Annotated in this window: 6 protein-coding genes and 1 pseudogene; all 7 read right to left on the bottom strand. The window is 63.3% G+C overall.

The window, feature by feature from the left end:
- Nucleotides 1-283 (bottom strand): annotated as a pseudogene (locus tag EOA79_RS28185) (ABC transporter permease); the annotation flags it as partial.
- Complete coding sequence (locus EOA79_RS28190; protein ID WP_067320065.1) at nt 283-1395, bottom strand: ABC transporter permease; 1113 nt, start codon at nt 1393-1395, stop codon at nt 283-285. The pseudogene EOA79_RS28185 and the gene EOA79_RS28190, both read right to left, overlap by 1 nt.
- Complete coding sequence (locus EOA79_RS28195) at nt 1392-2969, bottom strand: ABC transporter ATP-binding protein (RefSeq protein WP_164893974.1); 1578 nt, start codon at nt 2967-2969, stop codon at nt 1392-1394. The genes EOA79_RS28190 and EOA79_RS28195 overlap by 4 nt, the downstream gene beginning before the upstream one ends.
- A gap of 215 nt (nt 2970-3184) precedes the next feature.
- On the bottom strand, nt 3185-4162 hold the full coding sequence (locus EOA79_RS28200) for a quinone oxidoreductase (RefSeq protein ID WP_095825410.1): 978 nt from the start codon (nt 4160-4162) through the stop codon (nt 3185-3187).
- A gap of 41 nt (nt 4163-4203) precedes the next feature.
- Nucleotides 4204-5022 (bottom strand): phosphatidylcholine synthase, encoded by an 819-nt coding sequence (pcsA, locus tag EOA79_RS28205; RefSeq protein ID WP_066989933.1) that lies wholly within the window; start codon nt 5020-5022, stop codon nt 4204-4206.
- Nucleotides 5019-5633 carry a DUF1326 domain-containing protein gene (locus EOA79_RS28210; protein WP_066989810.1) on the bottom strand — a complete coding sequence of 205 codons (615 nt, stop codon included), beginning with the start codon at nt 5631-5633 and terminating at the stop codon, nt 5019-5021. The genes pcsA and EOA79_RS28210 overlap by 4 nt, the downstream gene beginning before the upstream one ends.
- A gap of 11 nt (nt 5634-5644) precedes the next feature.
- Nucleotides 5645-6462: DUF2182 domain-containing protein (locus EOA79_RS28215; protein WP_128293495.1), on the bottom strand; the 818-nt coding region annotated here is incomplete at its 5' end.

A 6462-nucleotide genomic window follows, 5' to 3' on the forward strand; every position in this document is an offset into this window, starting at 1 on the left:
GCGACAGGCCGGTCGCCACCTGGTTGGTCGCCAGGGAAAGCGTCATAACGGCGAAGAGCAGCGAAAACAGCGCGCCGACGACGATTGCGGCAAGCAGCCCGATCCAGGGAGATCCGGTGAGATAGCCCGCGCCAAAGCCGCCGACGGCGCCCATGATCATCATGCCCTCGACGCCGAGGTTGAGCACGCCGGAGCGTTCCACCACCAGCTCGCCGATCGCCGCGATCAAGAGCGGCGTCGCCGCGGTCGCGATGGTCAAAAGGATGTTGACTGTGATGTCCATCAGCGTGCCTCCTCCAGCTTGGGCGCGGCCTCGAGTCGTGGCGCGGCAAAGCCGATCAGACGAATGCGATAATGAATGAGCGTGTCGCAGCCGAGCACGAAGAACAAAAGCATGCCCTGGAACACGCGCGCCACCTTGTCGGAGATGCCGAGCGCGCTCTGCACCGCCTCTCCGCCGAGATAGGTCAGCGCCAGCACCAGGCCTGCCGCGACGATGCCGAGCGGATTGAGCCGCCCGAGGAAGGCGACGATGATGGCGGTGAAGCCATAGCCGGGCGAGATCACCGGCTGTAGCTGGCCGATGGCGCCTGAGACTTCCGAGATGCCGGCAAGGCCAGCCAATGCACCGGACAGCAGGAAAGTAAAGAAGACCATCTTGCTGAGGCCGAAGCCGGCGAAGCGCCCTGCCCTCGGGCTCGAGCCCAGCACGCGGACCTCGAAACCTTTCAGCATGCGGCTCATCATCAGCCAGACCGTGACAGCGGCGACCAGCGCGAAGACGAAGCCCCAATTGGCGCGGCCGGCATCCGGCATCAATTCCGGCAGGACGGCCGAGTCGCCGAACTGGATGGTCTGCGGGAAGCCGTGGCCCTGCGGGTCGCGCCACGGTCCGCGCACCAGCCAGTCGAGGAAAAGCTGCGCCACATAGACCAGCATCAGGCTGGTCAGGATCTCGTTGGTGCTGAAGCGGGTTTTCAGCAGCGCCGGGATGGCCGCATAAAGGGCGCCGCCGACCATGCCGAGCAAGAGCATCAGCGGCAGCACCAGCGGACCTTCGAATTCGGGGAACAGCACCGGGATGATCGAGCCGAAGATGCCGCCCAGAATGAACTGACCTTCGGCGCCGATGTTCCAGATGTTGGCCTTGTAGCAAACCGACAGGCCGACGGCGATCAGGATCAGCGGCGCCGCCTTGATGGCCAGTTCATGCAGTTGCCAGACCTCGCTGATCGGCTGAACAAAGTAGACATTGAACGCATTGAGCGGATTGACGCCGAGCAACGCGAACATGATGGCGCCGGCAATCATCGTCAGCGCGAAGGCGATGAAGGGCGAGAGCACCGAAAACAGCGCCGAGCGCTGCGGGCGTTTGACCAGTTCGAGGCGCATCATGCCGTCTCCATGCTGTGTTCGGCGTGGCCGGGCTCGGCGCCGCCCATCAACAGGCCAATCCTCTCGAAGGTGGCTTCGGCGATCGGCAGCGGCGCGGACAATTCGCCGTTGTGCATGACCGCGATCGCGTCCGACAGCTCGAACAATTCGTCGAGGTCCTGGCTGATGACCAGAACCGCCGAGCCGCTGCGGGCAAGCTCGATCAGCGCCTGGCGGATATGGGCGGCGGCACCGGCGTCGACGCCCCAGGTCGGCTGGTTGACGACCATCACGCTCGGCTTGCGGTCGAGCTCGCGGCCGACGATGAACTTCTGCAGATTGCCGCCGGACAGCGCCGCGGCCTCCGGATCGGGAGCGCTCTTGCGCACGTCCATCGCGGCAATGATGCGCTGGGCGGCGCTGTAGACGGAAGCGTTCCTGACCATGCCGCCGGAGCCGACGAAGGACTTGCCGTCGGTGGCATGGCGCGACAGCAAAAGGTTCTCCGAAAGCTTCATCCGCGGCGCCGCGCCGTGACCGAGCCGTTCCTCCGGCACGAAGGCGGCGCCCATCAGCCGCCGGCCGGTGATCGACACGCCGCCCGCATCCTTGCCGCGGATGCGCACGGAACTGGGAACCTGCTGTAGCACCTCACCGGAGACGGATTCGAAAAACTCGCCCTGGCCGTTGCCGGCGACACCGGCGATGCCGATCACCTCGCCGGCACGTACCGAAAGATTGATGTTCTTGAGCGGAATGGCGAACGGCGTCGCCGGCTTGCGGGTAAGCCCGCGGATCTCCAGCAATGCCGGCGCGGTCTCGATGCCCTTGGCCGGCGCGCGCACCACTGCCTTGACCTCCTTGCCGCCCATCATGCGGGCTAGCGACGCGGCCGTCTCCTGGCGCGGGTTGCAGTGGCCGACGACCTTGCCGTGGCGCAGCACCGTGGCGCGATCGCAGATGCGTTTGACCTCTTCCAGCCGGTGCGAGATGTAAAGGATCGACTTGCCTTCAGCGCGAAGCCGCTCCAGCGTTTCGAACAGCTTGTCGGCTTCCTGAGGCGTCAGCACCGAAGTCGGCTCGTCGAGGATGATGAGTTGGGGCGTCTGTAAGAGGCAACGGATGATCTCGATGCGCTGGCGCTCGCCGACGGAAAGATCGCCGACCAGCGATTCCGGATCGAGCGGCAGGCCGTAGCTGTAGGAGAGCGCCCGCGCCTTCGCGGCAATCGCGCTGATCGGCGAGCCGTCGTTCAGCGAAAGCGCGATGTTCTCGGCCGCCGTCAGCGCCTCGAAAAGCGAGAAATGCTGGAACACCATGCCGATGCCAAGCTTCTTGGCGAGGCCGGGGCTGGTGATCCTGACGGCTTGGCCGTTCCAGGAAATTTCACCCGAATTCGGTTCCAGCGAGCCGAACAGCATCTTCACCAGCGTCGACTTGCCGGCGCCGTTCTCGCCGAGCAGGGCGTGAATCTCGCCCTTCGCGATGTTGAGGTCGATATGGTTGCACGCCGTCAGCGTGCCGAAAATCTTCGTAAGGCCACGAACCTCCAGCAGGTTCGCCCTGTCATGATTTGCACTCACAGTGCCTCCCATCCAGTTACCCGGATATGTTCTGTGTTCCCGCTGGTATCGTATGCGCGGCCGACTTCGGTCGGAAAGCGGCACGCAACTTGAAAGAGCTTCAAGAATTCCAGCGGAAACTCAAGGGGTAAGATAGGCCTGTTCAGGGCAAGAGCGAAACCAGTAAGCTTGTCGGGGAAACCACTGCCTTGAGGCGCGGCAAGGCGCTGAAAAACAAGGCAGCCGGCTTAGGGGATGAGGATGGTTGTGCCCGTCGTCTTGCGGCCCTCGAGATCGGACTGCGCTTGTGCCGCGTCCTTCAGCGCGTAGCGCTGGTTGATCTTGATCTCGACGGCGCCGCTCAGCACTACCTCGAACAGCGCTTGCGCCGAGGCCACAAGGTCCTCGCGTTTGGCGTTGTAGACGAAGATTGTCGGGCGGGTCGCATAGAGCGAGCCTTTCTGCGCCAGAAGCGACATCGGGAAAGGCGGGATCGGCCCGGACGACTGGCCGAAGCTGACAAACATGCCAAGCGGCCTCAGGCAGTCGAGCGAAGCGGGAAAAGTGTCGTTGCCGACGGAATCATAGACGACGTCGCACTTTTTGCCGCCGGTGATGGCAGCGACGCCGGCGACGAAATCCTGCTCCTTGTAATTGATGACATGGTCGAAGCCATGTGCCTTGGCGAGCTCGACCTTGTCGACGGAGCTCGCCGTGCCGATCACCGTCGCGCCGAGATGCTTTGCCCATTGGCCCAGGATCAGGCCGACACCGCCGGCCGCGGCATGGTAGAGGATCGTGTCGCCCGCCTTCACCTTAAAGGTGCGGCGCAGCAGATATTCGGCCGTCATGCCTTTCAGCATCATGGCCGCCGCCTGCTCGTCGCTGATGCCGTTCGGCACCTTTACCACGCGGTCGGCGGCGATCACGCGTTCTTCCGAATAGGCGCCGACATTGACTGCATAGGCGATGCGATCGCCGGGCTGCAGCCAGTCGACGCCGGCGCCAACGGCCAGCACCACGCCCGCCGCCTCGCCGCCCGGGACCAGCGGAAAGCCGCCGGGCGGCGCGTAGAGGCCCGAGCGATGGTAGATGTCGATGAAGTTGAGTCCGATCGCGGTATGCCTGATCAGAATCTGCCCGGCGCCTGGCTGGCCGGGATCTGAATCCTCATAGGTCAGGACCTCGGGGCCGCCATGGGCGTGAATGCGGATCGCTTTGGACATTGCTCAACTTTCTCGGAAAAGGACGGAAGGTGGATATCGAGTCAGGATTTCCTGGCGCCAAGATTGGGGAACATCTGCATGATGCCCCCGATGCAGGCGAGATAGAGCCCGGTAACCGTAATGCCGGCCTTGGTGAAGATGCTGACCTGCTCGCTCAGAACCCCGATCTTGTCATAGAACGAGGCAAGTGCGGCCTGTGCCAATGCAAGCGCGCCGAAGGCGCACCATAACAGCGTCATGCCGAGATTGATCGGCCTGAGCCGCACCACCCGTACCGGATGGATGAAGTTGATCGGCAGGAAGGTGAGAATACCGGCGACCACGACCACGGCGAAGGAAACCCACTGCCCCGGCTCGATGACAAAGAGCGTGAACACCACCATGTTCCAGACGACCGGGAACCCCTTGAAGAAGTTCTCCTTCGTCTTCATGCCGGTGTCGGCGTAGTAGATCGCGCTGGAGACGACGATGATCGCCGCCGACAGGAACGACAGGTTCTCGCCCATCAAGCCGCGCTGGTAGAGCGCGAAGGCCGGAATAAGCACGTAGGTCACGTAGTCGATGATGTTGTCGAGGAGCTCGCCCGACCATGTCGGCAGGATCTCCTTGACTTCGAGCTTCCTGGCGATCGGGCCGTCGATGCCGTCGACGAAGAGCGCCAGCCCGAGCCACCAGAACATTGCCGTCCAACGTCCCTCGCTCGCCGCCACCAGCGACAGGAAGGCGAGGAACGAGCCGGACGCAGTCAGCAGGTGCACGGAAAAAGCCCGCGCCTGCGGCCACGTCACTTTCTTCTTCGGCCGCGGAATCCGCTCCGCGATTTTCTTGGCCGCATTCCGGGCCGCTGTGTTCTTGCTCACGGGCCTCGCCAATCCAGCTTGCATATCTCGGCCGAACGGCCGGCGAAATTCCAATTGCGGCCGAAGGCGCGCATCTTGCTCTTGTCCGACTTCGCCACGATGATTTCCGGTGCGATCCAGTATTCGGAATTGGTAATGACGGTGTCTTTGTCGCGGTCCTTGCCGGGTATCGGCGTCACCGCGCCGTCGATAATCCGCGGTATCTGGAAAACGCGCGTCCTATCACGCGTCTCATAGGTGATCGGCACCTGTTCCACGCCAAGGAAGTTTCCAACAAGAATCGACAGTAGCGAAGTGGTCCCGCCCGCCTTGCCGGTGAAGATTTTTGTCAGGGCCTTCACGGCATAGATGGAGGCGCGCTTGTCGATGAACAGGCCGGCGCTCCAGTTGCCGCGGCTCATATAGCCCGGGATTTCCATGACCAGACCAAGATTAAGGCCGGAAAGATCGACCTCGCCGAAATGGCCGGCGTCGATGCGGAACCCGGCCCACGTCTGGCAATAGCCTTCGGTCGGCGGATGGCTGCCGAGCGACAGAACGCAGGGGCAGAAAACCGTGCAATTGCAGGAGAGTACCAGCTCTCCCTTCATCGCCCAGCTCTGATCGGCCATCGAAATCTCCCTCACGCGGAAACTAATAGCAGGGCGGCGGCCCACACAAGCAGTATCGCACCGGAAACCTGGCCGGCCACCCTGCCCGCGGTCTGTTTTTCGATCAGAGCGAACAGGCTGATCAGCGCCATCCAGAAGATGTTCATCGCGCCCACGGCGAACATGACCAGCATCAGCGCCCAGCAACAGCCGAGACACCAGACGCCCTGCTCCACCCCCATGCGAAAGACACGCCCCGGCTTCGCGCTCCAGTTGGCGAACAGGATCGAGAACGGGTTGCGGCACCTCTTGAGGCACGCCTGCTTCAAGCCGCTGAACTGATAGAGGCCGGCAATCGCCAAGGCGGCGGCCCCGGCAACCCCGACGACAGGATCGAGCACCTGTCCCGCGGCGACAAAGCCATAGATTATGAGGGTCAGCGCGGCGAACGCCACTGAGGCGGCAAGCCAAGTCGCGAGAAATCCCATCACCAGAACCAGCGGATGGGCGACGGGCTCTCCCTTGATCCGAGCGGTATCGGCAATCTCGCAATAGGTGCGGATCATCGGCGCCGCCGAGGGCAGCATCGTCGCCACCGCCATTACGAACCACATCAGGACGAGCGCCGACGCCGCCAACGAGCCTGAAAGCGGCGCCGGCGCAAGGCACAAAGCGAAGAACCGGTCGAGGAAATCCGGCAGCGGCAATGGCGGCAGGTTCTTCAGCAGCGCATCGCCCGGAGCGCCGCCGGCAACGCGGCTTTCGGCGCCGCGAATAGCCATGGCAGCGAGGATCCACCAGGCAAGCACGACGCCCGCACCGATAGTGAGCATCACGGCAAGGCGGGGGC

Origin of the sequence: Mesorhizobium sp. M1A.F.Ca.IN.020.03.2.1 (assembly GCF_004023205.1) — a bacterium.
Taxonomy (GTDB): domain Bacteria; phylum Pseudomonadota; class Alphaproteobacteria; order Rhizobiales; family Rhizobiaceae; genus Mesorhizobium.